Origin of the sequence: Fibrella aquatica (assembly GCF_041321135.1) — a bacterium.
Taxonomy (GTDB): domain Bacteria; phylum Bacteroidota; class Bacteroidia; order Cytophagales; family Spirosomataceae; genus Fibrella; species Fibrella aquatica.
Window position 1 is genome coordinate 29886 of the sequence record NZ_JBGGWF010000017.1, and the last position, 25201, is coordinate 55086.

The window sequence follows — 25201 nt, forward strand, 5'->3', positions numbered from 1 at the left end:
TATCGTAGCTTTGGTATAAAAAGTAGAAAAAATGGCTGTATTCTGGGGTGTTGTCCTACATGCTGTCGGCGGGTTTGCGTCGGGCAGTTTTTATTTACCGTATAGAAATGTGAAAGGATGGGCCTGGGAAAGCTACTGGCTGGTGGGCGGGCTGTTTTCGTGGCTAGTAGCCCCGTTCCTGCTCGGATCCATAACGGTACCCGATCTGATGGAGGTTCTGAAACAGGCTCCCACCGACACCCTCCTCTGGACCTATGGCTGGGGCGTACTCTGGGGCTTCGGCGGACTGACCTTCGGGCTAGCTATGCGGTATCTGGGTCTCTCTCTCGGCATGGCCGTCACCCTGGGCTTGTGCGCCGTTTTTGGCACACTGGTACCTCCCATCTACCTCGGAACAATCGGAGAATTAGTAAGCACTACGTCGGGCCGTTTCGTTATGCTGGGAGTAGCCGTTTGCGTACTTGGCATCGGCATCTGTGGGTTAGCGGGTATGATGAAAGAACGCCACCTCACCGAGGAACAGAAAAAAGCCGTTATCACCGAATTCGATATTCGTAAGGGACTGCTGGTTGCTATTTTTTCAGGTGTTTTGAGCGCCTGTTTCTCTTTCGGACTCACGGCTGGACAGGCCATTTCAGATATTGCCGTTCAGCATGGTACCGATCCGCTCTATATGAATAATGCTACGCTAGTCATTATTCTGCTGGGTGGCCTCACTACCAACGCCATCTGGACTATCTATCTGAACATCCGCAACCGAACGTACACTGATTACACGAATCATAGCACCCCTATTTGGACCAACATCTTTTTTTGTGCGCTGGCGGGCTTCACCTGGTATTTTCAGTTCTTCTTTTACGGGATGGGCGACAGTCAAATGGGAGCATACCGTTTCTCAGGCTGGACACTTCATATGGCCTTTATTATTGCCTTCAGTAGCTTTTGGGGCCTATATCTCAACGAATGGAAAGGGGCTAACCGACCCACACTTCGCACCATTTCGCTGGGTATTGCTACTGTTGTACTCTCGACAGTCATCGTTGGTATCGGCAATTATCTGGCTGAGTAATTTATCGTTTACACAACGGTAAACTACCGATAAATCAATAGCGCTGAATTCATTAGACAATCTAGTGAATTCAGCGCTATTTTACTTTTAGCCACTTAATATAAGCCATGTCCGACACTGTTACGGTTACTCAACGCGTCAATCTCCCCTGGGTAGAGTCACCTTTCTTTAGCAAGCTGCTGTCAGAAAAAACGCTTACGCCTGAACAGACCGCTTTAGCAGAACACTACAATAGGGAGGGTTTCGCCGTACTGCGAAATGCGATTGACAAAACGTTGATTGATCAGGCTATTGCCCAAATTGAAGGCGAGTATCCAGCCAATCTGGGCGACGAACCAAGCCGTCATCAGGACCTTTGGAAAACGCATTCAAGGGTGCGCGACATTGCCTCTCTGCCACAGATTCTCGACGTGTTGCGCTTTCTTTACGATCGTAAGCCAATACCGTTCCAGACACTGAATTTCAAGTTTGGCACGCAGCAACGCGCCCATTCCGATACGATTCATTTTAGTAGTTTGCCCGGTAAATTTATGTGTGGAGTCTGGGTAGCCCTCGAAGATACCCATACCGATAACGGACCTTTGTTCTACTACCCCCGTTCGCATCGGAGTGAAGAGTTCAACTACTTCAATATCGGGATTGAGGCCAAGAAAGACTTTAGCGAATACAAGGAATACGAAGATTTTATGGAAGCCTTCATGGATTCTCGCCAGTATGAACGCCGCGAGATTTACATGAAAAAAGGCGATGTGCTTATCTGGTCGTCAAATCTGGTTCACGGCGGATCGCCCATCCGAAACAGTCGTGCAACCCGTTGGTCGCAGGTAACGCATTACTACTTCGAGGGTTGTCTCTATTATTCGCCGCGCTTCTCCGACATGTTTGCCGGCAACCTCAATCTGCGCCCTGTTGTCGATATCAGTACCGGGCAATTGGTGCAACACACACAAAATGGTAAACCATTCGATACCATCAATACCGGCGATTATAGATATGCCGTAAGTCACAACTTTTCTATTGGCGTACTGGCCAAGGAGTTATTCAAGAAACTAATCGGGAAGAAGCCATTTTAGTTTTACGGAATCCCATCCTGACCATTCTATCAGAACACATAACAACAAAAATGCCCACCCTTTTACAAGGGCAGGCATTTTTTATGATTGTTTAAAACAGCCGAACTAATTAAGCCAGTGTCCGTTTCACTTCTTTCATTTCGAAACCTTCAATGATATCACCAACTTCGATATCGTTAAAGCCTTTGATACTCAAACCACATTCGTAGCCGGTACGTACTTCGCTTACGTCATCTTTGTAGCGTTTCAGCGCACTGATTTCGCCCGTATGGATCACGATAAAGTCGCGGATAATCCGGATTTTATGGTTCCGTTTCACCGTACCATCAGTCACATAACAACCAGCTACCGTACCGATTTTACTGATCTTGAATACCTCGCGAACTTCAATGTTGCCGGTAATGATCTCTTCCTGCGTTGGAGCCAACAGACCTTCCATTGCATCTTTGATCTCATTGATGGCATCATAGATGATCGAATACATCCGAATTTCGATTTGCTCCTGCTCAGCGAGCTTACGGGCATTCGATGATGGACGTACCTGGAAACCAATGATGATCGCGTCGGCTGTTGAAGCCAGTAGCACGTCTGATTCTGAAATCTGACCAACCGCTTTGTGAATGATGTTCACCTGAACCTCACCCGTCGACAGTTGCAGCAGCGAATCCGACAGGGCTTCTACTGAACCGTCTACGTCACCTTTCACAATCACGTTCAACTCTTTGAATGAACCAATCGCTTTCCGACGGCCAATTTCTTCGAGTGTAATGTGTTTGCGAGTACGCAGTGTTTGCTCACGCAACAGTTGCTCGCGCTTGTTTGCAATTTCGCGGGCCTCACGGTCCGTTTCCATCACGTTAAACTTATCGCCAGCCTGGGGCGCACCAGGTAGACCCAGAATCTGTACAGGTTGTGAAGGCCCTGCTTCTTTAATCCGCTCGCCACGGTCATTAGTCATAGCCCGGATGCGGCCATAGTGGGCTCCAACAAGCATGATGTCACCCTGACGAAGCGTACCGTTATGAACAAGTACCGTGGTCACGTATCCACGACCTTTGTCGAGGGTAGCTTCTACCACTGTACCGGTGGCACGGCGTGATGGATTTGCTTTCAGTTCGAGTACTTCTGCTTCCAGAAGCACCTTCTCCAGCAACTCATCAATGCCAAGACCTGATTTCGATGAAATCTCCTGCGACTGATACTTACCACCCCAATCTTCAACCAGGAGGTTCATTTGCGACAGTTCATTCCGAATTTTCTCTGCGTCGGCACCAGCCTTATCTACTTTCGAGAAAGCAAATACGATCGGTACCCCTGCCACCTGAGCGTGGTTGATGGCTTCACGTGTCTGTGGCATGATACTATCATCAGCCGCAATCACGATAATAACAACGTCAGTTACTTTAGCACCCCGTGCCCGCATGGCGGTAAATGCTTCGTGACCAGGCGTGTCAAGGAAAGTAACCATACGGCCATCTTCCGTTTTCACGCTGTAGGCACCAATGTGCTGCGTAATACCACCAGCTTCACCAGCGGCTACTTTAGCGCGACGGATGTAATCGAGCAGCGATGTTTTACCATGGTCAACGTGACCCATGATCGTAACAATCGGAGCGCGTAGATGTAGGTCTTCTTCGGCATCTGGCGTTTCGTCCAGACTAGCTTCTGTTTCTTCCTCAGCAGATACAAATTGAATGTCAAAGCCAAATTCGTCAGCAATGAACGTAATCGCTTCAGCGTCGAGGCGCTGATTGATCGAAACGAACATACCGGCACTCAAACACACTGAGATAACTTCGTTGATTGACACATCCATCAGTGACGATAGATCGTTGGCCGACACGAACTCGGTCACTTTCAGCGTTTTTGCTTCCAGTTCTTCCTGCTCGGTCATTAAACGACGATCTTCTTCACGCTGACTACGACGGTCTCGGCGACGATCGGCTCCCCGGTTAGTGCGGGTGTTACCGCCTGTCATCCGGGCATTAGTAGCACGAATATTGGCCGATACTTCCTGTTTTGTAGGTACGTCGCGGCGATCACCTCCACGCTTTTTATCGTTACCACCGCCTGGACGTGGACCATTGCTGTTGCGTCCTTGGTTGTTTCCACCACCCTGACCTGCGGCCGGGCGATTTGTGTTACTGGTATTACCAGCAGCTGGTGCACCTGTAGCAGGACGGGTTGTGTTGGTGTTGTTACCTGAACCCTGACCTTGTGCGGGGCGGTTCTGGTTTGCACCTGCCTGGTTACGGTCACCACCTTGATAGCCCGGACGGTCGCCACGCGGCTGTCCATCACGGTCGTTGCGTGGTGCATTAACCTGATTCTGACCACCAGCTTGTGGTTGACCGCCGCCCGTATTGGGCTGGCCGGGACGCCGGTCGTTTGCGTTCGGAATACGTTTCCGCTTTCCTTTTTTATCACGACCTGCTGCTCCACCACCCTGCGGGCGATTGAACTGCGTAAGATCAATAGTACCCTTTACCGTAAGGCCTTTCAGCTGCACGCTACCTTCCGCACGAATCGTCTCGATTGGGCGAGCCGGTTCATCGGCAGGTACATCTGGCTTCGGCGCTGGCGCCTCAGCAGGTTTTGGTGCAGCCGCTACAGGAGCGGCTGGCGCTGCTGCCGGAGCAGGACGAGGTGTTTCGGCTGCTTTGGGTGCCTGCGGGGCAGGTTTCGGACGGTCGGGCTGACGATTCTCAACGGGTTTAGGCGTTGGAGCAGCCACGGGTGCCGGAGCAGGTGTGGGGGGCGTTGCTTTCACTTCTGCTACCGGAGCAGGAGCTTCAACGGGCTTCGGTGCTGGCGCTACCGGAGCCACCGGTTGTGGTGGAGCAACGGGCGCAGTAGCTACTGGAGCCGGTACGCTAACTGGCTGCTCTGGTGCTTTGGGTGCCGGAGCCGCAACCACAGGTGGTTTCGGCGCTTCGGGTGCCTTGGCAGGAGTTGGGGCCGGGGCTGGCGTTGCCACACGCTCTGCCTGAACAGGCGGCGCAGGACGCGGCGCATTGAGGTCAATTTTACCTACTACCGTCAAGCCAGGAAGGCCTGAAGCCGGAGCAGCCTCACGCTGTGCCGGTTGTGTGGTAGGTTTGACGGTTTCGGGAGCAGTACCAGCAGGTGCCGCTTTATCGCCCTCGCCCGGGTTAGGGCGCCCCTGCTCATCACGCGAATAACGTGGCAGGTAGTCATCATCCCGACGGGCCGGTGCCTCACGGTGCGCCTCTGCCGGAGCAGGTGCGTCGGCCGATTTGCGGGCTCCGTTCAAGAGATCGCTTGCTTTAAATTCTTTCGCTAATACCTCCAACTGTTCAGTGTTGATCTTGGTATTAGGGTTTATTTCCACCTTGAACCCCTTGGCAGATAGCGTGCTCGCAACAGAGGATAACCCTTTGTTGAGAATTTTCGCCACTTGGCTCAGGCGCATTGATTTATCTTCTGCCATACGTTCGGTTTAGACCCGACAAAATTAATGGTTGTTTATACAGTGATAACAACGGTTAACGGATTATAAATCCCAATTAAGGGGTTCAAAGTTTAATGTTCAAGGTTCAAAGTTGCCTTGCCAATGACCAATCTGATTAATTGGCAGGGCAACTTTAGACCTTCAATATTAAACCTTAGACTTTCTTTACTCAAATTCCTGCCGGAGGATATTCAGGATATCTTCTACGGTATCTTCTTCCAGATCGGTACGGCGAACTAATTCTTCACGACTCAGGGCCAGAACACTCTTGGCAGTATCGAGGCCAACGCGGCGGAATTCTTCGACTATCCATTCGTCGATCTCGTCTTTGAATTCCATTAGGTCAACGTCTTCGTCGTCTTCCTGACCGTCGGTTTCACGGTATACGTCCAGTTCCAGATTGACTAACCGGCCAGCCAACTTAATGTTCTGACCACCTTTACCAATCGCCAGCGAAACCTGATCTGGTTTCAGATACACAGCAACCCGGCCCGTGTCTTTATCGATATTCATCGAACTGACTTTGGCCGGACTGAGTGCACGGCTGATGAGTAGCTCCAGGTTTTCGGTGTAATTAATTACATCGATATTCTCGTTACCCAATTCGCGCACGATACTGTGAATACGTACCCCTTTCATACCAACACAGGCCCCAACGGGGTCAATGCGGTCGTCGTAAGATTCAACGGCTACTTTTGCCCGTTCACCCGGTTCGCGCACAATCCGACGGATCGAAATGACGCCATCATAAATTTCCGGAATTTCGGTTTCGAACAGCCGCTCGAGGAAAACCGGTGAGGTACGTGACAGAATAATCTTCGGGGTGCCATTGTTCATGTCGACCCGGTGAATAACTGCCTTTACAGCGTCGCCTTTTCGGTAGCGATCTCTTGGAATCTGCTCACTACGGGGCAGACTCAACTCGTTGTTTTCTCCATCTACCAGAATAATCTCGCCTTTCAGAAGTTGGTACACCTCAGCCGAAATCAGGTCGCCAACCTGGTCTTTGTATTTCTGGTACAGCAGTTCTTTCTCTAAATCTTTAACACGCTGAATGAGCGTTTGACGGGCTGTTTGCACTACCCTCCGCCCAAAATCTTCTAATTTAACCTCTTCGGCCACTTGTTCCCCCACCTCGAAGTCGTTCTGAATGAGTCGTGCTTCGGCGAGGGGAATTTTATCATAATCCCAGATATCTTCTGAGTCATCGTCAACGATTTCGCGGGTTCGCCACATTTCGAGATCGCCGCTTTCCGCGTTGATGATTACATCGAAATTGGCATCAGTCTCATATTTTTTTCGAATCATTGTCCGGAAAACTTCTTCCAGAATGGCGATCATGGTTGGCCGGTCAATATTTTTTGATCGGGCAAATTCAGCAAAAGATTCGATTAACTGTCCGCTATTCATTTGGTGTATCGGGTTGGCTGAGGAGTAATTATGCGCGGCAGAACTTACCTCTCATATAGTTGGTCATTTCTTAAAATTGAATCTCAACAGTAGCTTTCTGAATTGATCCGTAAGGAATTGTCTGAATGCCTTCTGGCGGCAGCTCGGTCAATGTTTTGCGTTTTGTTTTACTCATTTTCGCAGGTGGTACATCAATCACAATTCCCTGTTCATCTACTGTTTCAAGCTTACCAATCAGAATCAGTCCACCGTCTAGCTGTACCTTTACTAACCGGCCCACATTACGAGTAAACTGACGTGGCTGAGTCAACGGAAAATCGACGCCCGGCGACGAAACTTCCAGATTAAAGGGAGAATCGCCGAAAAAGTCCATTTCGTCCATCTGATTACCTAAAGCCCGACTAATTCGAGCGCAGGCTTCGATCGTCATCCCTTCGTCGGAATCAATCAATACGGTTACCTTAAGTAGCCCTCCATGCTTTCCAGCTACCTGAATATCAACGATGTAGTACTCGCCATCGTTCAGATACGGCTGCAAGAGGGATTCGATGCGTGCGGTGTCGTTCACGGGGTTTTCCAAAGAAAAAAGGGAGTAGAACTCCCTTTGCTGATCCTGTATGATGTCGCTAAGTGGCGCAAAGATAAGGCGTTATTCAGCGAAAAGCAACCCACAACGGCTGGCAGGGCGAGTACTGTGTTGTACTTTTACGGCGTCATCACCTATCTATACATGTCATTACAAACGCGTATCGGCCAGTTTTTAGCCTTCATGGGCCGGTCGCTGATCTGGTCGCTACACCTTGGTGTGTTCTTTTACACACTCTTGATTTATTACTTGTTGGGCTGGCTTCCGCTGGAACACTGGTTAGCCAGTATGGTCATGATCACGCTACCGATCGCCTGGTTGCTACTGGTATTGCTGGGTATATTCTGGCTTTTCTCGCGTCCGTGGCGCAGCACGTTATCTGCACTTGGTTTGCTGCTTGGCTATTGGCTGTTACCCCGTACACTGGCCATACATAGTGCGTCAACTGACCCTCAACAGGCAACGGCATTCTCCATCCTCAGCTACAATGTATCTGTTTTTAATTTGGAAACTTATTACAAGGATGAATTGAAGAAAACACCCAAAAAATCGATTGCGCTAACCAATTGGATACTTCAGCATCAGGCAGGCGTCAAATGCTTTCAGGAGTTTTATACCGGCAATCAGTCGCCGACTTTTCAGATGCTTCCCAGACTAGAGAAGGCGGGTTACCGATACCATGCTTTCCTTCAACCTGTTGAAACGGGCTATATTGGCGTGGCTACTTTTTCAAAATACCCCATCGTTGATCAGGGACGCCACTTATTCAGTTCGTTCAACGGAATGGTTTGGACTGACCTAAACGTAGATGGCGATACCATTAGAGTCATCAATGTGCATCTACAGTCAATGGGCATCCGGGTACGTCGGGTGCTTCAGGAAAATAAAATGTCGGGGGTAAAAGCCGAAACCAGATCAGTGCTTGGTGCGCTAAAGGCAGGATTTAAGGCGCGACAGGGAGAGGTTCGTTTTGTAGAAGCGTGTATTGAGGAAAGTCCATACCCGGTCATTGTCACGGGCGATTTCAACGACACACCCTACAGCGTTGTGTATGAACGATTACACCGCGTGCTTCCTAACGCCTTCGAAGACGCCGGACACGGCTTCGGTTTCACCCTCAATCGTGCTCCACGCACGATTCGCATCGATAACCAATTTTACGATCCCCGTTTTCAGGTAATCGATTTCGAAACCCACCACGACCAACCGCACTCCGACCATTTTCCGATTACGGGTACGTATAGGGTGAAATGAGTTTGTGGTTTGTCGTGTGTTGTTTGTGGTTGCGCTGCTGATCTAAGTTGTGGCCGATTTACCCGCCATTTTAATTAGCAGCGCAACCACAAACAACACACGACAAACCACAAACTAGTTTTAAGGCGTTGCATTTACCCACACTTCCCCGTCGGAAAACATTTCTTTTTTCCAGATGGGTACTGTTTGTTTGATGGTGTCGATGATGTAGCGGGTTGCTTCAAAAGCAGCATCCCGGTGGGGCGTTGCTACGCCAATCAGCACGGCCATTTCGCCAATACGAAGCACGCCCGTTCGGTGAATAATGACGTATTTCAATACGGGCCACTGTTGGCAGGCTTTATCAGCAATTTTCTGCATCTCACTAATGGCCATTGGGCCATAGGCTTCATAATCAAGCTGATTGACCGAACGCTGCTGTGTGTTGTTCCGAACAACACCGAAGAAAAAATCGATGGCTCCCGCTTCGTCGGTTTGCAGGTAGTGATAGGCGGAACTAAAATCAATTGGGTCTGCGGTAAGGGCAATCATTACAGAGATCAGTTGTTAGTTAACAGTTGTCAAAGACGGCTGGCCACTGACCTAGCCACCACTTACCGGTGGAATCAGCGCTATTTCGTCCGACGGACTCAAGAGCGTATCTGGCTCAGCATACTCACTGTTGACAGCCACTAATACTGATTTTACGCCAGTCAGTGCCGGGTATTGCTCGTGTAAGTGCGCAAGCAAATCGGCCACGCGACCACCTTTGGCAAGCGGAACCGTGAGCCGGCTTTGCCCGACTAAATCGCGGGTAATGCCAAAAAGAAGAACAGTGAGGGGTTGAGTCATCATCACAAATAAACAGGGGATTTTCTGTCTGTCAACGTTCTGAATCAGTCATTGAGTGCCATAACTTATTTAAGAGACTGAAAAAAGGTCATTACTCAGTGAGCAACGACCTTTTTTCTGATGTGTTACCTGAAAGCTGACGCTGACCCGTAAACCTATTTACAGCCGCTCGTCGAACAGTTTCAGGATGCGTTTGTACTCATCCATCCAGCTGGTTGGCTCCACAAAACCGTGATCTTCTACGGGGTACGGGGCCAGTTCCCAGTTCTCTTTTTTCAGTTCGATCAATCGTTGGGTTAGCCGGACGGCATCCTGAAAATGCACGTTTACATCGACCATACCATGGCAAATGAGCAAGTGGCCTTTCAGACCAGCCGCGTGGTAGATTGGTGATGAACGACGATAAGCCAGCGTATCGGAATAGGGTTCGTTTAGAATATTACTGGTATACCCGTGATTATAAGCGGCCCAGTCGGTAACGGGGCGCAGGGCGGCACCGGCTTTAAATACATCAGGTGTGGTGAACATGGCCATCAGGGTAATGAATCCACCGTATGACCCGCCATAAATACCGATTCGCTTCGCATCGACACCGTGATTTTTTACGAGCCAGTCGGCTGCGTCTACGTGGTCGGTGAGGTCTTTGCCGCCCATGTACCGGTAAATGCCTGTCCGCCAATCGCGACCGTAGCCAGCCGAGCCTCGATAGTCGATGTCAAGCACAGTATACCCTTTGTCGACCAGCAGGTTATGGAACATGTATTCCCGAAAATACTGACTCCACCATTTATGGGCATTTTGCAGATAGCCCGCTCCATGTACAAAAACAACGGCTTTCCCATTCGCCTTAACAGAAGCGTCGGCCGATGGCTTATAAAGCCGGGCGTAGATCGGTTGGCCATCACGAGCCGGTATGGTAATGACCTCAGCGCTACGCCAGGGGTACGTCTGAAAACCATCGGTGGTACTGGTGGTCAGTTGAACAGGTACGTTGCTGACCAGAGTGGTTGTTCCTGCCGTCTTCTTCTTAGCTGCTGATATCGGTTGCGCGCCCATGTTCATCAAATACAACTCCCAGGGCTTGGTAATGGCCGAATGACGCACCACTACCATCGACTCATCGGGCGACAGTGTGGCATCGTTGGCACCAGTCATAGTTGTTAGCTGGGTACGTTGCCCGCCCGTTACGGCCATACGGTACAGATGTTGTTCGCCGGGATGCATTTCATTGGTGGTCAGGAAAAACGTCTTTTTATCGGCCGACAACACGACCTGCTGCACCTCAAAACGACCTTTTGTAAGCTGAGTACGTTGCCCGGTCTGTACGTTCATCGAGTAAAGATGCGAGTACCCGTCTACCTCCGACTGATAGTAGATGGTCTGATCGTCGAGCCAGCCCAACGTACCGGCCGAGAATCCACCGCCAATACCCGGCCCACCGATCCAGGCTTCGTCGCGTTGCCGGTCGAGGAGTTTCAGGGCGGTTGGTTTTTCAGTATCGAGCAGCATCAGCCAACGGTCTTTATTGTCAACGGCGCGTACTACTACTACAGCATAACGTGCGGTAGCGCCTTCGGCCCAAACGGGTGAGCTAACGTAGACAGGGCGATTTGCCGCTTTTTTTAGTTCAGTGGCCAGTTTGCGGGTGGTGTCAGTGCGCGTTTTTTCGGCGGTGGCAATGGGCGTACGTCCTGCTACCGAAGCCGAGCCGCTGGTAACGGCGGTGGGCATCAGGTAATCGGGTTTATCGGTAATACCCGGCAGACTGGCCAAACTCACCGTGAGTGCGGTGTCGCGGGCAATGTCGTATACCATGAACTCGACCGCCGACAGTGGAGCCCCTACTTTGGTACGCGCCGGCAAATCTTCGGTGAAGCCCGACTCGGTCACGAAGCTGGGCACAATGGTCGATTTGGCACCCGTTGCCGCTTTCATCAGCGCGTACGTGATAACGCGGCCATCGGGGCTCAGGCTGGCGTTCATCACCGATTTACCTTCCGTGTAAATGGTTTTGGGGCGGCGCGGTTGTTCGGCTTTTGTGGTCCGTTCAGCTTCATCGCGTTTGGCTTTCCGCTCCTTCAGCACGTCGAATAAGGCCAACTGATCGCGTTTCAGCCACGATTCCTGGCTGGTGCTGCTCGGGGTTGGCCGCTTGGCTCCGGGATCGAAATTGGTGAGTTGATCGGTCAGGCCGGTGGCCAGATCAAGACGGTACAGATTACTGGCCCGTGTAAATAGCACGGCTTTTTCATCGCCCGAAAATACGGGGTTACTTTCCCGGTCTACGGTATTTGTTAGGGTACGTACCCGGCCGGTTGCCCGATCGAGCAGAAACAAATCTCCGTATTTAGCATATAAACGTAGCGTTCGGGCCCGGTTGAATCTGGCTTCGCCAGGCGTAAGCGCCCGCCGTTCATCGATCGACACTTTAACGGGCTTTGTCGACGGTGCATATTTACCACCGGGCAACGTGATTTTGTACAGCGAGTCGCCCAGTGACTTCGTGGGGTTCCAATCGAAATAAATGGTGCGGGAATCATCACTCCAGAACACGCCCGATGGCGACGTACCCACCCACTGCCGGGGGTCCTGCATGATGGTTTCAACGGTAAGTGTTGGTTTGGGTGATGGGGTTTGGGCTAGTGCGGAGAAAGCCGTAACTAGTATTAGTAAGCCGACGAAGATGTGTTTCATGCTGCAAAAAAGAGGTTTTTTGACAGGATTAACAGGGTTTACAGGATTTTATAGCGTAATATGCAATAAAGAAATCCTGTCAATCCGGTTAATCCTGTCAAAAAACCTCTTTTCACATCGTATCCGCCTTAGGCAACTTATTTTCGAATGGCGAGTTGTCGGGCTTGTTGCCGTTGAAACTGAATAAAGCCGCCTACTTGTTCGGCGGGTAAGGCACGGGCCAGAATACGCTTGTCTTTGTCGAGCACGTAAACCGTTGGCGTTTTCAGCACATCATATTGCTTACGGTAATCCGTTCGGAAGGTGAAATCGTAGCCGTTTACCCACTGCTGAATGCCGTATTCCCGAATGAATTTCTGCCAGGCGTCGGGGCTGTTGTCAACGGCAATGGCGCAAAACTGAACGCCTTTACTTTTCACCGAATCGGTGGCAAACTGCTTCAGAGCAGGCATCGACTCGCGGCAATGTGTGCAGGTAGGATCGTAGAAGAACAGAACGGTATACTCGGCTTTTACAGCTTGTAGATTAACTGGTTGCCGAAGGGTATCACTGACAGCCAGAGCCGGAAACGGTTTACCAATCAACAGGGGCTTAATCATCTCCACCCGTTTGCGGATGTTGTCTACTGTGGCGGGGTCTGAGGCTGGCATCACGCCGGAGAGGTAATACGCCTCGGCCATGTGTACAAACAGCCCATCGGTACCCATTATACGAGGGCGTTCGTACTGACTGGTGATGTACCAGATGGCGTAGGAAAGCACCTCTTTGTTGGCGCGGGCTTTCGACACAATCAAATCAGCACTCTTGATTAGCGAATCAACCGTTGGGGCTGTCAGTTCTTGCAGGTAACGGTCAATTTTACGCTGAAAAATGGGCGTACGCACCATTCGTTCATCGGAGAAGTCGAACCCATCCCAGAAATGATTTTTGTAATAGCGATACTGGAAGGTCGAGTCGATTTTACCGTTTTTAAGACGCGGCGGAGCAGGTACGTCGGGGTCGACGGAGGCGCGTAAAAGCTTGGCCATCAGCAAAGAATCCCCGTTAGCGATGTATTTCTTTTGCAGTTGAGCCACCTTACGCTGTAACTCAGCCAGCTCACGACGAATGTTCTGTTTGGCGATGGCGTCGGGCCTGAACTGCGCCTGCAATTCGAGCGCTTTTGCCTCATCAGAAAAGGTAGCCAACTGTTTCTGATAAACATAATACGCTTCTGTATCCGGTGAACCGGTCACGCGCATATTGGCCGTTATATTGACGGTATCGGTATCGAACGAGAAGAAGGACGTACCTACCGATTCGGGCAGCACCAACTCGATAAACCGCTGCTTTTTCAGCGGCGGAATGGCTATATACAGGCCACCGGGCAGGGTTTTGGTTCCTTCAAATACGAAGCGTCCCGTGCTATCGATGTGGGCGGTGTCTTTGGGAATATACTGATTGTAACCAAAGTAGTGCGCGAGCGTAATAGTCGTATCGCGCAATCCTTTAATTCTCCCTTCGATGCGGTAACCTGATTTCTCCGGCACTTGGGCACTGACACTCAGGCTACTAATAACCACGCAAAGCGCGATCAGTAAAAAACGATTCATGGCTGTATGGGTGTTTTGCAGGTACGTTTGCAAAAAACGGGCCATTTTCTCGCTTACCGACCGGTTGGTTTCGCTTTTGTGGTAGCTGACTTGGTAGGGCTTGATTTGGCAGGAGCAGTTAAAGCCGCCTGCTTACGCGTGAAGCCCAGGAAATCCTCCACCTGTTCAGCGGGAAGCCCGCGTGCGATGATCTTTTTGTTACGATCGAGCACGTAAAGCGTAGGCGTTGTAGCTACATCGTACTGCCTACGGAAGTCGATCTGCTGTTTGTGATCGTAGCCATGCATCCAGGCGCCAAGCTTGAATTCGCGAATGAATTTTTTCCAGTCTTCGGCCGAATCTTCAATGGCAATAGCCACCACCTTCACCCCTTTCCCGGCGGGCGAATCGGTAAACTTCTTCACCTTGGGCGCGGCTTCGCGGCAGTGGCCACAATGAGGCGCATAGAAGAACAGAATCGTATAATCGGCGGCGCTCAGGTTGTTGAAACTCAATGGCCGGGCTAATGTGTCGCCCACGGCGGGCATGACAAATGTTTTGCCCACTTGCAACGGTTTCAGCACAGCCACCCGCTCACTCACCGTTTTCAGGGTTGCTGAGTCTATGTTAGGCATCTGCCGGGTGAGCCAATACTTTTCGACCATATGAATAAAAAGGCCATCGGTGCCCAACACTTTCGGCCGCTCATACTGACTGGTGAGGTACCAGATCAGGTACGTCTTCATGTCTTTGCTGGCGCTAGCTTTTTTCACCAGATAATCAGCTTCTTTAGTGAGCGAGTCGACCTGCTGAACGGTCAGTTCTTTAATGTACCGATCAATTTTTGGCTGGAGCAAAGGGGTGCGTAGCATCCGGTCATCGCTGAGGTCGAAGTTGTCCCAGAAATGATTTTTGTAATAGGCAAACTGCCAAAGTGAATCGGGTCGGCCGTTGGCGGCCTTGGGCGGTGTAGGTACGTCGGGTTCGGCCGATGCTTTTAGGATTCGGGTCGTCAGCAAGGACTTATTCTGCTCCAGAAAATCGGTTCTGTAGGTACGTGCCTGTGTCTGTAATTCTTTCAAACGCTGTGCTGAAGCTTCTGTCTTTGGCTGTTTATCAAGCTTTTGCATCTCTTCATAAACGCTATTCAGTTTCTGCTGATACCCGTAAAAGGCCGCGTTTTCGACCGACCCTGTCAGCTTCATATTCTTGATGAAATTGGCGGTATCTGTCTCGAATGAAAACTGTTGCTCTGCCAGTATAATGTCGAAATAACGTCCCTTCGGCAACACGACCAGATACAAACCTTCGGGCAGGGCTTTTTTCCCCTGGAAGACAAATTTCCCGTTAGCATCGACCCGGGCCGTATCTTTCGGCACGTAATGCGTAGGGTCGTACTGGTAATGGGCCAATACGACGGTGGTGTCTTTTATGCCCCGAATCTGTCCCGCAATGCGGTGTCCTTCCGGGCTGGTTTGGGCCAAAGTCAGCAAGGGCAGCAGGCCCAGCATCAACATAAAGAAGTTACGACGTTTCATAGCACAAAAATAAGCGTTATAAAGCCAATCATGCGGGCTTGTCGCCTATTAACCATTCATTAACGAATTCATGTTCTACTTTCTGTCGAAAACCGCCGGGTATTTCCTTACGCCAGCGGGTTGGCTCCTGGCTTCGTTGGTGGGGGCGTTGCTTTTCAGGCGGCACCAACGCAAGCTGTTACTCGTTTCGCTGGGCATTTTCTGGATACTGGGCAACAGTTTCCTGGTCAATGAACTGGCGGGCTACTGGGAAGTTACAGGCAGCAACGTACCTGCGCCACGCGCACTGAACGACTCCACCGTTCGGGTAGCGGTGGTGCTTACCGGTGGGCTCACTAACACGCAACGACCCGTTACCCCCGTCAGGCCGATGTTGTCGAACCAGGCCGACCGACTGGGGCAGGCTCTGTTTCTGTACAAAACGGGCCGGGTTCAGAAAATTCTGATTAGCGGCGGTAGCGCCAATCTGTTTTTCACGAACCGCGAGGCGTTGCAGGAAGGAGCAGAAGCAATGGCATTTCTGAAACTGGCGGGCGTAGCTACCGGCGATATGGTCTGGGAAACGCGCTCCCGAAATACGCACGAAAACGCCTTGTTCTCAGCGCGCCTACTGCGAACAACGTTCCACACTGACCAATGCGTACTGGTAACATCGGCATTCCATTTACGGCGGGCAATGGCCTGTTTTACCAAACAAGGCATTTCGACCATCGCGTTTCCCGCCGCTTTCATCAGCGAGCCGCGTAGCTTTGCTTTGGCCGACTTGCTGGTTCCGCATGAAGATGATTTTTCCGATGCCATGCATCTTATCAGAGAGATTTTTGGGTACGTTACCTACAAGATAGCTGGGTACGTTGCCTGAACCATTCAGTACATATTAGGCGCACACAGACAATGACCTATGCAGAAAATGGACTTTTACCCGTTTTTTAGCAGATACATTAACCAATACAATCAATCATGAAGAAAATCATCCACCGCTTTGCCACGGCAACAGCCCTTCTGCTAACCGCGTTAGTGATAACATTCGGCTGCAAAAGCACAACCGAACCCGACCCCGTTGTGCTCACCTCGTTGCAGGGTAACTGGAAAATTACCGGCCTGACCGTCAACCCCGGCTACACAGTAAATGGAGTGACCATCACGAATCTGAGCAGTGCCCTGCCCCTACTGGGCGAAAACTGCCTCAAAGATGCCGTGGTCACCTTCAACGCTAACGGGACTATTTCGAATAATGTAGCGACTCAATCTACCTGCACCAATGCTACTTATACGCAACAGTTGATCAATACGTTTTTCGGCCCAAACACCACCTTTTCGGAAACGGGTACACAGGCCACATTAAACAGGCCGGGACAACCCCCGCTCATTGGCTCTAAAGTGCTAACGGCAACCACAGCGACCATCACCACGCAATTAGCTACAAACCCGGATGGCCAGCCTATTTCCACCACGTACACGGTTGTTTTGACCAAGCAATAGACCGGTCAGACTAACTCTTCCTATTGTAATGTTTCGCGCTTGTGGCCTTTCGACTAGGCCGGTCCGCCGGTGCGGTCCCCGACAGGCTCAGGGTGACAATCCCACTCAAGTTCGTCATGAAACATCAAGATGGTGATTGTCACCCTGAGCCTGTCGGGGACCGCACCGGCGGACCGGCCTAGTCGAAGGGCCACAAGCGCGAAACATTACAGAATCAAACAGAAAGTCCCCGAAGACCATCTCCGGGGACTTTCTGCGTATTATTCAACTCGTTCAAAAAGAAACGCTATAGCTTAAAACAAGTTAGGGTAGTCGGTGATGATGCCGTTGACACCCAGCTGCTTTAGCTGGTCAATTTCAGCTTTCGTGTTTACCGTCCACGGAATAATTAGCATACCCTGCTGCTTACAAGCGCTCACGGTTTCGGCCGTTACGGTCTTGTAATAAGGGCTGTAAATCTGGGGTGTAAAGCCGAGCGTAGCCAGATTATCGGCTACTGATTTAGCATTGGCTGTCAGGTAAGCCAATCGTACCGTCGGGTATTTTTGATGAATCAATTGCAATGGTCGCGCATCGAACGACTGAATATTCAGGCGATTGCCCAACTTTTTCGATTGGCAGACAGCCATGACCAACTCGACAAATTCGGGCGGTGCCGGATGGTACTGTCCGTCTGTAGCCGGGGCTGACTTGATCTCTACATTATACTTCGGCGACGCCATATTTTTGGCTTTGGCATAGGCCTCCACCGAATCAATCAGGGCAGCTAACAACGGCTTGTAGGCCGAGAATTTCTGCTGATCTGCAAACTGTGGATGCGGCTTTGCTCCTACATCGTACTTCCGGATATCGGCGTAGTTCAGTTGATATAGGTTGATGGTCTTTTCCTCTTCTGCCGTTACGGGGTTGCCGTCTGGTTTAAGCGAGATGGTAGACGCCATGTAGGTATCGTGCGACACCACTACCTGCTTGTCTTTCGAAATCACCACATCCAGCTCCAGCGTTTCAACGCCTAGGTCGAGCGCTTTTTTCATAGCGGCCACCGTGTTTTCGGGCATCAGTCCCCGGCAACCCCGGTGCCCCTGCCGGTCGAAGGCAGGTTGCGCTAACAGTACGTTGGCACACAGCAAAAGGCCAAATAAGCTTATTGTTTTCATAGAGTGTACTAGATTAAACACAGAGACGTAGAGACCACAGAGTTTTACTTTAGCTGAGTACAGAGTAAAACTCTGTGGTCTCTACGTCTCTGCTTTTGATTAAGCTGATTAAAAGCCGAAACGAGCCCCAATCTGAATCTGGAACGGGTCGCCCGAGGGGTTAACCACACCCGCCGTATTTACCCGGTAGTTGAACCGTTGCGTTGCCTGACTAAAAGCAGGCACAGCGGGCGTTGTACCCGCCGCCGGAATACCCAGCGCGTATAGCGCCTGCGTACCCAACGACTTATTAGTTCCGTTATTTCGGTTTAGCAGGTTGGCCACGTTGAAGGCATCGACCGATAACTCCAAGCTGCGGGTTCCAAAAATCCGGAATCGCTTACTCGCCCGTACGTCGAACACACCGTAGAAACCATTGATGCCACCATTCCGCTCAGCCATACGCCCCGAATAGGCATTGATATACTCTTTAATGCTCTGGCTAGCATTCGGGTTGTCGATAATAGCCTGTAACCCAGTCTTTATATTGGCCGGTACGCTTTCGCCATTCCGATCGAAAATGAAGGCCAGGTCGTTTGTGCCGGCAACAAAGTCGCTATTGCTATTGGCACCCGACAGCAGGGTGTAGCGTGTGCCGCCGATTCCCGAGTACCGGAAACCAACCGTGACGCCATAGAAGCTGGGCAGCGTACCGAATACAACAACCTTGTGGCGAAACTGATTATCGGAATAGGTCATGTTGCTTAGGTTCCGTGGATCGTCTTTTACGGGCAGCACCAAAGTAGCCGTGTTAGCCACGTTTCCGTTAAAGGACGTATTGTCGCGGGTATCGTTCCAGGTATAGCTGGCCGAAATCTCCCCATCCTTGAAGTACTGATAGGTGGCATCGGCAACAAACGCAAACTGATTGACCTTACCCATGCTGTTCAATTCCAGCACGCGACCCAACCGCTGACTGATACGCCCCTGTAGCCAATCGCCCGCGCCGTTTGCTGGCATCGAGTTCAGAGGTACGTATACGCCCCGGTTGGCTTCGTTAGCCAGTCTGAAAAATGGATCAGCCACCATATTCCGGTCAACATACACGTAGTTATTGCGGCCCAGCGTCATGAAACCAGCCAGACCTACTTTCAGTTTTTCGGTCAGGTAACGGGTATACGACAGGTTAGCTTTGTAAATAACCGGCACCTGCGCATCAGGCCCCGTCATATTGATGGTGGGTAACTGAAAAGCAGCTAGAGAAGGAATGCTGGCGTAGTTGGCCCGGTAGGCAGCGAAGTCCGGCGTGGGTACGTTCGCGCCCCTAACATCGACGGTAGCCAGGTGTTTACCATCGAATGTCAGGTTGTTGATCACCATGTAGTTGTTAATGTCAGACGCAAACACGCCGCCGCCCAGACGCACAAAATCAGTGTGGCGGTTATTAACATCCCAGGTCAACTGCACCCTTGGCTGCACCACAAATGACTTGATCTTGTTATCGGTACGCAGGCCAAGATCATCGAGCACCACCTGGTTCAGCGGTGAGGATGGGTAGCGGGCCAAATCGAAACGAAGGCCGCCGATCAGTTCCAAACCCGGCGACAGTTTTGTAGCCATCTGACCGTAGAGACCCGCGTTCAGGGTGTTGCCAATCACAGCCAGGTCATCGACCAGGGGTACTTCGCGGAAATAACGGTACGGTTGCAGTCGGTCAAATTTTTCCAGAGCCGTGCCTGTTGCGTCGGCGATGTAATGGAAACGGCCGTTTACTTCACTGCCATACACTGAGTTGGCCCGGGTATACATCAGATCGATACCAACCGTGTACTGCACCTTGTCGGTGTTATAATACAGGTTGTCGACCAGTTGAATCACGTTATTCTTGAAGCCTTCCTGCGCAAAACGGTGTCCGCCCATCTGAAGAGTCGTAGCCCGGTTACTGCCCGCGATAATTGACGGCACGTTCTCGACCAGGTTTCTGGGAATATTGGCCGATGGCAGCTGATCGCCGGGGCTGCTGTTCTGATAGGTGTACAGGTGCTGTAGCTTCAACTCGTTGGTAATCCGGGGATTCACTGAGGTACGTAGGGTAGCCAGAAAACTATTGTCCCAGTTGAAGTCATTACCGTACGATTCGTAGATATTAATGGGCGAGTTATCCTGCAAGCCCAGCTTATTCACATCGCGAGTGAAGTTATTTCTAACGGTCAGCAGGTTTTTGGCATTAAGCTGCCAATCGAGCCGCAAAAAGCCGGCGTCAGAACTGCGCGGCTTGTCGAATGTGCCGTACTGGGGCGCACTGGACGTGCCGTACCGGGTTCGGGCAATGTTAACAAACTGGTCGAGCGTAGCTCGGGTCACGTTGAAGCGGTTTTCGTCGGCGGCCGACTGCACATCAGCGATAATCAGAGGACGGGAATCTTGCTGATGATCCCATACCATGAAAAAGTGCAGCTTGTCTTTAATGATCGGACCACCTAAAGAGAAACCAAACTGGTTCGTCGAGAATTTGTTGTTCCGCCGGTTGCCCCGAATATCGTAGCGACTCGACAGCCAATTGGCACGCGTGTAGTTGAAAATGCTACCCGTTAGCTGATTGGTACCCGCTTTAGTCACGGCGCTCACAATACCACCGCCGGTGCGTCCGTAAGTAACGTCGTATTGGTTGGTCACGACTTTAAACTCCCGAACGGCCTCGATAGAAATGGAATACGGCGCTCCGCTCCGGCTGGTTGTTGAACCGGCCGAGGTTGGGTTTTTAGCCGTCATACCATCGATCGTGTAGTTGGTCGATGAGCCAAGCTGCCCGGAAATACTCCCGCCCCGGCTCAATGGCGACAGATCGGTAAGGGTTGTGAAATTACGGCCATTGACGGGCAGGCTGGCGATCGATTTGGCCGAGATGGCCGTAGCGGCTCCCAAGTTGTCGATCTTGTTTTTCAGGCCCGAAGCCACAACCTGCACCACTTCCAGCGTCTGACTATTCTCCTGCATGGACAAGTTCAGCCGAACAGCATCGCCCTGATTGAGCATGTAGCCCGTTCTGGTTTGATCGCCATAGCCCACCGACGTGACCCGAATAGAGTAAGGACCACCAAGCGGTAATTCTTTGAACAGGTATTCGCCTTTGACGTTGGTCACCGTTCCCGTGCTGAACCCCGTTGATTCGTTACGTACCTGAACGGTAGCGCCGGGAAGTGCGCTTCGCTGAATGTCGGTAATAATGCCGGCAATAGAAGCCTGTGTTGTTTGTGCAGCTGTCTGGTGCGAAAGGCAACCCATAAACAGCAGTATTAGAAAGAGCGGTAAAACGTGTTTTTTCATGAGGCTAGAGTGAATTTTCTCAGGCCGCAAAAGACGGATTTCGCTGTTAACTGAACGTTACCCACCTGTTAACGTAATAAGATATTAGTATATTAAAATTTGTATTTTAGTAACACAAAAAGTGTGGTTATCTGGTGCATTTACCTCTCACAGGTACGTATCCACTCAAAAAAAATATTTTCCAATTTGTTAGACGTTCTGATTTATCACTAACTTTGAACCACAAAGTACTTTACATGGCACAGGAACACGATCAACTCGCCGCCCTACAGGAAATTCGCACCCTTATGGAGCGCTCTGCCCGATTTACTCTATTGAGCGGTTTGTCTGGCATAGTAGTCGGCCTGATAGCGCTGGTTGGGGTGGGCATAGTCTACTGGTATCTGAACCAGCATGCCATGTCGTACTCGGATGTGTATACAACAAACCTTACCCCAGAAACCAGTCGCTTTCTGATCGGGGTGGCAATACTGGTTTTGCTGGTAGCGGTAAGCGCGGTGTTGCTATTGACCTGGCTAAAAGCGAAGCGGGAAAGACAACCTGTTTGGCAAGATCCCGGTCAGCGTATGCTCAGTAACTTATTGCTTCCGCTGGTTGTGGGCGGCGTCTTTTGTCTGGTGCTGGTGTACCATTCTGTACTCTATTTAATTGCCCCTTCGATGCTCATTTTTTATGGACTGGCACATATCAACAGCAGCAAATACGCCTTTACCGACCTCCGGTATCTGGGGATGGGTGAAATTGTCTTGGGCTTGTTCGCATGCTTTCAGATTGAATATGCTTTACTGGCTTGGGCAACAGGCTTTGGTGGGCTGAACATTCTCTACGGCGCCCTGATTTATTATAAATACGAAAAAGGGAAATAAGCTGTCGGACATCTCGTAGCTTAAATAGTAACTCTTTATCCATATATCGCAACAGCGAACCCTACAGTGCCTGGTTAATAAAAGGTGAAGGATTACATCAAACATATTAACAAAGATTTCGAGAGTCGGGCCCGCTTGGGGATTATGTCGGTTCTGATGGTCACGGAGAGTGTCAACTTCGCCTACCTTAAAGAAGCGCTGCAACTCACTGATGGTAATCTGTCGAGCCATTTACGAACCCTGGAAGATGCGGGCTACCTACAGGTTGAAAAGCAATTCATCGGACGTAAACCAAGTACGAGTTACCAGGCTACCAAGCTGGGGACAACTGCTTTCAAAAACCACCTGGATGCGCTGGAACGGCTGATTTTAAACAATAAGAATCAATAAATTTTTTTCTCATTATACTCTGTACTGCAAAGTACTTTACCATTTAAACCTCTACTTTCATGCAAGACGAGATTTTAGTACACCTCGACGATCCCCGGCAGCTCGAAAAGCTGTACTGGACCAACAAGTCAACCTTTAAAGCAGCTTTCAACGCGCTGTATCCGCAGCTTCGCGACAATCCGCTGGCCGAGGGGTGGTACCAACGCCTGAACTACACCCCTGAAGATCAACTCTGGGGCACGCCTGCCGATCGGCTGTTTGTGGTGGGGGCTTCCCTAACGGCGGCACTGCTGGCCCAACTGCCTAAACTGCTTTCACTAGACCCGGAGTTTTTCTATTCGCGTAATATTGGCTTCATCGTCTTTCCATTGCTGATTGCCTACTTCGCCTGGAAAAATAAGATTTCGCGCGCCACGGTGATCGGACTGAGTGGCCTTGCTCTGCTCGCCTTCGGATTCATCAATTTTTTGCACACGGGAAAATCGGGCGATACGCTGATTCTGTCCTGCATTCACTTACCACTATGGTTGTGGTCGCTGTTGGGTTTTACGTTTGGCGGCGGCAAACTAAAGGCAGAGGTAAACTGGCTGGGTTTCCTGCGATATAATGGCGAACTGGCTGTAGTGACCGCTCTACTGCTTATCTCGGGCGGCCTAACCACCGGTCTCACCATCGGGTTATTCGCCCTGAGTGGCTGGCAAATCGAGAAATTCTATTTCGATTATGTTGTCGTATGCGGATTAGCGGCAGTACCCATTGTCGGCACTTTTCTTACCCAAACACAGCCCGCTTTGGTTAACCGAGTGGCGCCGATGATTGCGAACCTATTTAGCCCGGTGGCGCTGGTTATGCTGGTTGTCTACCTGGCGGCTACCCTTTTCTCGGGTAAGAATCCGTATCAGGATCGGGAGTTTCTTCTTCTTTACAACGCCCTGTTAGTTGGCGTGATGGCCCTGATTTTCTTTTCAGTGGCCGAAACATCACCTTCAGGCAAAAGCACCAGCCAACTACTTATTCTGTTGCTATTATCGGCCGTGACAGTGTTAGTCAACGGAATTGCTTTATCGGCTGTGTTGTTCCGAATTTCGGAATGGGGAATCACGCCTAACCGGGCTGCGGTGTTGGGAGCCAACATTTTAATGCTGAGCCACTTACTTTACGTAGGCATACGGCTTTATGGAGCTGTTACCCGCAAGACAGATTTGGCACTGGTAGGCCGGTCAATGGCTTTTTTTCTGCCTCTCTACAGTGCCTGGAGCGCAACAGTAGCTTTTTTGTTCCCGTTTTTCTTCGGCTTCAAATAAAGCCAGGTACGTTGCCTGCTACTGCTCGGCTTCCAGGTATAAGCGTAGTCGGTTCAGCATAGCAAGAGCCGTATCAGAGCCCGATCCTTTTGCCTCAATGCGGGCAAAGGCCAACTCAACCAGTTGAGCGGCGTTGTCGGTGCCTTCAAATGAAGAAAATTTGATCGAGCCGGAAGGAAGCGGGCGATCGTTGAAGTAAACAATTAACTCGTCGTAGGTCATGTTGGGGCAAAAATAGCACCTTACCCCAACATGACCTAGATTGCCCCTCCCCTATTCAACGCCCTTCACCGCCATCTGTAACGTATAAATAGACTCAGAGGCTGTGATGAACAACAGGTTACGATCTTTCCCTCCGAAACAAATATTACCAACCCAACCCGACGGAACCGGAATATTACCCAGCTTTTTACCGGCAGGGTCGTATACGGTAACGCCTCTGCCCGTCAGGTACAGATTGCCCTGTTTGTCCAGCGTCATCCCATCAGATCCCTGTTCAACAAACAGTTGGCGGTTGGTCAAGCGCCCATCGCTTTCGATCTGATAGGTGTACGTTTTGTTGGCTTTAATATCAGCCACAAAAAGTCGCTTACCGTCAGAAGAACCAACGATTCCGTTGGGTTGCATCAGCTCACCATCGACCAGAACAGCTTCGGTTTTGCCTTTGGGCAGGTAATACACGCTTTGCGCCGTGATTTCGGGCTTTTTGTGTTCCCAATAAGGGCGCTGGTAATACGGATCGGTGAAATAGATTCCGCCTTTAGGGTCCAGCCAGACGTCATTAGGGCCGTTGAGCCGCCGACCCTGGTAATTGGCCAGCAACACGGTCACTTTCTTCTTAGAATCAATAGACCATAATTCGTTTTTCTGATCAGCGCACGCGATCAGATTCCCCTTTTTATCGACATACAACCCGTTCGACCGCCCGGTCTTGTCCATAAACAGCGACAATTTGCCGTCGGTGTCATACATCCAGATTTTATCGTTGGGCTGGTCGGTAAAGTAGATTGTTCCTTTCTTATCTACCGCCGGGCCTTCTGTAAACGTAAACTGCGACGAAACTTTCTGAAGTGTGGCACCCGGCTTAATGACCTGCAACGAATCGGGGGCGGCTTTCGCGGGCTGAAGGCTGAAGGAGTGGGCAGCGGTAAGCAATACCGCTACTAGGCAAGACTTTTTATGAAAAATGGTCATTAAT

At 50.6% G+C, this 25201-nt stretch carries 20 protein-coding genes; 8 read left to right on the forward strand and 12 right to left on the reverse strand.

Annotated elements, in window-relative coordinates; all coding sequences use genetic code 11:
- Window positions 1-31 precede the first annotated feature (31 nt).
- Together rhaT and ACAW87_RS24250 are read left to right on the forward strand one after the other, a co-directional pair.
- Window positions 32-1069, forward strand: a complete 1038-nt coding sequence (gene rhaT, locus ACAW87_RS24245) for an L-rhamnose/proton symporter RhaT (protein WP_370726245.1) — start codon at window positions 32-34, stop codon at window positions 1067-1069.
- Between the two features lie 107 nt (window positions 1070-1176).
- Entirely contained in the window at window positions 1177-2142 is a 966-nt protein-coding gene (locus ACAW87_RS24250; RefSeq protein ID WP_370726246.1) for a phytanoyl-CoA dioxygenase family protein, read from the forward strand.
- Window positions 2143-2251: 109 nt separating this feature from the next.
- On the opposite strand, the gene infB is transcribed toward ACAW87_RS24250, so the two are convergent.
- The 3 genes from infB to rimP form a co-directional block, all read right to left on the reverse strand.
- Window positions 2252-5593, reverse strand: a complete 3342-nt coding sequence (infB, locus tag ACAW87_RS24255; protein ID WP_370726247.1) for a translation initiation factor IF-2 — start codon at window positions 5591-5593, stop codon at window positions 2252-2254.
- 186 nt (window positions 5594-5779) lie between these two features.
- Window positions 5780-7024, reverse strand: coding sequence for a transcription termination factor NusA (nusA, locus tag ACAW87_RS24260; protein WP_370726248.1), 1245 nt, complete (start codon window positions 7022-7024; stop codon window positions 5780-5782).
- A gap of 70 nt (window positions 7025-7094) precedes the next feature.
- Window positions 7095-7604: a ribosome maturation factor RimP gene (gene rimP / locus ACAW87_RS24265; protein WP_370726249.1), complete on the reverse strand. Its 510-nt coding sequence runs from the start codon at window positions 7602-7604 to the stop codon at window positions 7095-7097.
- Between the two features lie 150 nt (window positions 7605-7754).
- On the opposite strand from rimP, the gene ACAW87_RS24270 reads away from it, so the two are divergent.
- Entirely contained in the window at window positions 7755-8864 is a 1110-nt protein-coding gene (locus ACAW87_RS24270) for an endonuclease/exonuclease/phosphatase family protein (protein ID WP_370726250.1), read from the forward strand.
- Between the two features lie 120 nt (window positions 8865-8984).
- Here ACAW87_RS24270 and ACAW87_RS24275 read toward each other — a convergent pair whose 3' ends face one another.
- From ACAW87_RS24275 to ACAW87_RS24295, 5 genes are all read right to left on the reverse strand, one after another.
- Window positions 8985-9395, reverse strand: a complete 411-nt coding sequence (locus tag ACAW87_RS24275) for a molybdenum cofactor biosynthesis protein MoaE (protein WP_370726251.1) — start codon at window positions 9393-9395, stop codon at window positions 8985-8987.
- A gap of 51 nt (window positions 9396-9446) precedes the next feature.
- On the reverse strand, window positions 9447-9695 hold the full coding sequence (gene moaD, locus ACAW87_RS24280; RefSeq protein WP_370726305.1) for a molybdopterin converting factor subunit 1: 249 nt from the start codon (window positions 9693-9695) through the stop codon (window positions 9447-9449).
- Window positions 9696-9854: 159 nt separating this feature from the next.
- Window positions 9855-12389 carry a prolyl oligopeptidase family serine peptidase gene (locus ACAW87_RS24285; protein ID WP_370726252.1) on the reverse strand — a complete coding sequence of 845 codons (2535 nt, stop codon included), beginning with the start codon at window positions 12387-12389 and terminating at the stop codon, window positions 9855-9857.
- Between the two features lie 137 nt (window positions 12390-12526).
- Window positions 12527-13981, reverse strand: coding sequence for a redoxin domain-containing protein (locus ACAW87_RS24290; RefSeq protein WP_370726253.1), 1455 nt, complete (start codon window positions 13979-13981; stop codon window positions 12527-12529).
- A 53-nt stretch (window positions 13982-14034) separates the two neighbouring features.
- Window positions 14035-15498, reverse strand: a complete 1464-nt coding sequence (locus tag ACAW87_RS24295) for a DUF4369 domain-containing protein (protein WP_370726254.1) — start codon at window positions 15496-15498, stop codon at window positions 14035-14037.
- A 70-nt stretch (window positions 15499-15568) separates the two neighbouring features.
- On the opposite strand from ACAW87_RS24295, the gene ACAW87_RS24300 reads away from it, so the two are divergent.
- Together ACAW87_RS24300 and ACAW87_RS24305 are read left to right on the forward strand one after the other, a co-directional pair.
- Window positions 15569-16360 (forward strand): YdcF family protein, encoded by a 792-nt coding sequence (locus tag ACAW87_RS24300; protein ID WP_370726255.1) that lies wholly within the window; start codon window positions 15569-15571, stop codon window positions 16358-16360.
- A gap of 98 nt (window positions 16361-16458) precedes the next feature.
- Window positions 16459-16980, forward strand: coding sequence for a hypothetical protein (locus ACAW87_RS24305; protein WP_370726256.1), 522 nt, complete (start codon window positions 16459-16461; stop codon window positions 16978-16980).
- A 293-nt stretch (window positions 16981-17273) separates the two neighbouring features.
- Here the strand turns inward: ACAW87_RS24305 and ACAW87_RS24310 are convergent, their stop codons facing one another.
- Together ACAW87_RS24310 and ACAW87_RS24315 are read right to left on the reverse strand one after the other, a co-directional pair.
- Window positions 17274-18137 (reverse strand): glycerophosphodiester phosphodiesterase family protein, encoded by an 864-nt coding sequence (locus tag ACAW87_RS24310; RefSeq protein ID WP_370726257.1) that lies wholly within the window; start codon window positions 18135-18137, stop codon window positions 17274-17276.
- A gap of 108 nt (window positions 18138-18245) precedes the next feature.
- Window positions 18246-21443 (reverse strand): TonB-dependent receptor, encoded by a 3198-nt coding sequence (locus ACAW87_RS24315; protein ID WP_370726258.1) that lies wholly within the window; start codon window positions 21441-21443, stop codon window positions 18246-18248.
- 236 nt (window positions 21444-21679) lie between these two features.
- On the opposite strand from ACAW87_RS24315, the gene ACAW87_RS24320 reads away from it, so the two are divergent.
- The 3 genes from ACAW87_RS24320 to ACAW87_RS24330 all read left to right on the forward strand — a co-directional run bounded on the left by ACAW87_RS24320 (window position 21680) and on the right by ACAW87_RS24330 (window position 24003).
- Window positions 21680-22309 (forward strand): hypothetical protein, encoded by a 630-nt coding sequence (locus tag ACAW87_RS24320; protein ID WP_370726259.1) that lies wholly within the window; start codon window positions 21680-21682, stop codon window positions 22307-22309.
- Window positions 22310-22393: 84 nt separating this feature from the next.
- Window positions 22394-22699: a winged helix-turn-helix domain-containing protein gene (locus ACAW87_RS24325; RefSeq protein WP_370726260.1), complete on the forward strand. Its 306-nt coding sequence runs from the start codon at window positions 22394-22396 to the stop codon at window positions 22697-22699.
- A 59-nt stretch (window positions 22700-22758) separates the two neighbouring features.
- Complete coding sequence (locus ACAW87_RS24330) at window positions 22759-24003, forward strand: hypothetical protein (protein WP_370726261.1); 1245 nt, start codon at window positions 22759-22761, stop codon at window positions 24001-24003.
- A gap of 18 nt (window positions 24004-24021) precedes the next feature.
- Here the strand turns inward: ACAW87_RS24330 and ACAW87_RS24335 are convergent, their stop codons facing one another.
- Together ACAW87_RS24335 and ACAW87_RS24340 are read right to left on the reverse strand one after the other, a co-directional pair.
- Complete coding sequence (locus ACAW87_RS24335; RefSeq protein WP_370726262.1) at window positions 24022-24225, reverse strand: DUF6965 family protein; 204 nt, start codon at window positions 24223-24225, stop codon at window positions 24022-24024.
- A gap of 51 nt (window positions 24226-24276) precedes the next feature.
- Window positions 24277-25197, reverse strand: coding sequence for an SMP-30/gluconolactonase/LRE family protein (locus ACAW87_RS24340; RefSeq protein ID WP_370726263.1), 921 nt, complete (start codon window positions 25195-25197; stop codon window positions 24277-24279).
- Window positions 25198-25201: the final 4 nt, after the last annotated feature.